Origin of the sequence: Flexibacter flexilis DSM 6793, from assembly GCF_900112255.1 — a bacterium.
Classification (GTDB): Bacteria; Bacteroidota; Bacteroidia; order Cytophagales; family Flexibacteraceae; genus Flexibacter; species Flexibacter flexilis.
Window position 1 is genome coordinate 1 of record NZ_FOLE01000031.1, and the last position, 1,775, is coordinate 1,775.

A 1,775-nucleotide genomic window follows, 5' to 3' on the forward strand; every position below is an offset into this window, starting at 1 on the left:
AGCAAAAAGGTAACGGTAAGAACTACTAACCGAAAAGAGCTCAAACAAGGCGCAATCTTAAAGCTCAAAACCTACATTGCACAGGCGGCCAGTACCCTGAAAAATTGGACGCAAGCTCCGCAGTTACCCGAACTTAGCCCTGAAACCGTCAAACAGGAAATTACAGCTTTGGCGCAAATGCAGGCGGCCTACGAAAACCGCCCCGAATTGCTACGAATCATTAAAGCACGCGTACAGGCTAACACGTTTTTAAAGCCGTTTTACTTGTCCCTGTATTCAAGTTTGCGCCACATTTCAAAAACTGGTCAGCTCAAAGGCATCGACGAGGATTTGAACGCCGCAGAGCTTGACATTACGACGGCAAACGAAGACGCTTTAAACGGTTTGGATTATGACTACAATAATTTGAACGGAGCAGGCGACGAGGAAAGCATTTTGTTTGCAGGCGCGAACGCCAGCGACGACGACTTAACCGAATTAGGACTAAGGCGCGAGTACACATCCGATTTGCTATCAGCAGCAAGGCGCGTTAAAAAAGCGATGCCTGACAAGGCAGCCGCCAGAACCGCAGTAATTGCGGCCTTGCAAGAAGGCGCAGGTATTTTGTTTTTGCCGCTTGTTTTACCTAAAGAGGATAAGCAGCTTTCAAAGAGCGCAGGCGTAAGAATCAAAGCCGCCAAAGCCAAGAAAGCAATGGCCGAACTGGTCAAGGCGACAGGCGCGAGCAAACAGGAAATCGAATACGCTATTAAAGTAGGTGTTTCAAATGTGTACACGGGCATTGTAGCGGCTGTAAATCAACTGAAAGCGGATAACGCTTTGGCAGGTTTTGAGGAGGACGTGGACGGCGTGGACAATGCCATTTATAGCCAAGATTTGGGCGCACCTAAATTTTTGCGACGCGTAACAAACAAACTTGCAGCCCTTGTGCCAACAGTGGCAAACAATGCCTTTAGAATTACTCCAGCGGGTCAGTTTGCAAGTATCGTAGCCCCGAACCTGAATACCAAAATCCAAAACCTAACGGCACAGGACACGGCGAAAGCCTTTGCAGATGTTCGCAACATCTTTAGAAGACGAAAAGCCAAAGAAACGCCGCAGCAGGTAGCCGAGCGCATCAGGATGGCCAACCGCCAAAAAATTACGACAGCCTTAAACAAGCTAAACGCTTATTTGACTTCTAATAAGTTGGTTTTAGATGATTTGGTTACGCCTTTCGACGTAAAAGCCGAAAACTTGAAAGGTTCGGAGCTTGCAGCTTTTGAAGAACCGATAGCCAACGCAGAAGCGGAAGAAGTCGAAAACGTAGGAGCAGCAGACGACGCAAAAACGTTCACAGAACGAGCCAAAGAGTTTTACACGGCCAATAAGAAGAAAATTTGGATAGGCGTTATCCTGTTTGTTGTCGGTGGTTTTTTGGTCTGGTTTTATTCTTCTGATAAAAAGAAAAAACGCAAAAAACGCAGTGGCAGTGTAAACGGAGCTGTTGGTAAAATTCCAACGACCCGCAGAACGACCCGCCGCAAAACCACCAAGCGCAAGCCGACGGCGGCCAGCTATCCAAACGCCACAAGTCGAAGCAGTGGCACGAGACGAAAGAAGAAAAGCAAGGCCAAGAAAAGCTCCAGTTTGAGTGCCGCCAAAACGTCCACGAAAAACAAAAACAAGGGCAAAAAATCCAAACCGAAAACCGCAGGCAAACGCAAATAGTTTGCCTGCAAAACAAAACAGTACCTAACCAATTTTCAATAATTTAATTTTCACAAAACCACTAA

The 1,775-nt window shown here is 46.8% G+C and carries 1 protein-coding gene; it reads left to right on the forward strand.

Going from position 1 to position 1,775, the window contains the following annotated elements:
• Positions 1 to 1,710, forward strand: a 1,710-nt coding sequence (locus BM090_RS18605; protein WP_221405435.1) for a hypothetical protein, incomplete at its 5' end; no start/stop codon positions are given.
• Between the last annotated feature and the right edge of the window lie 65 nt (positions 1,711 to 1,775).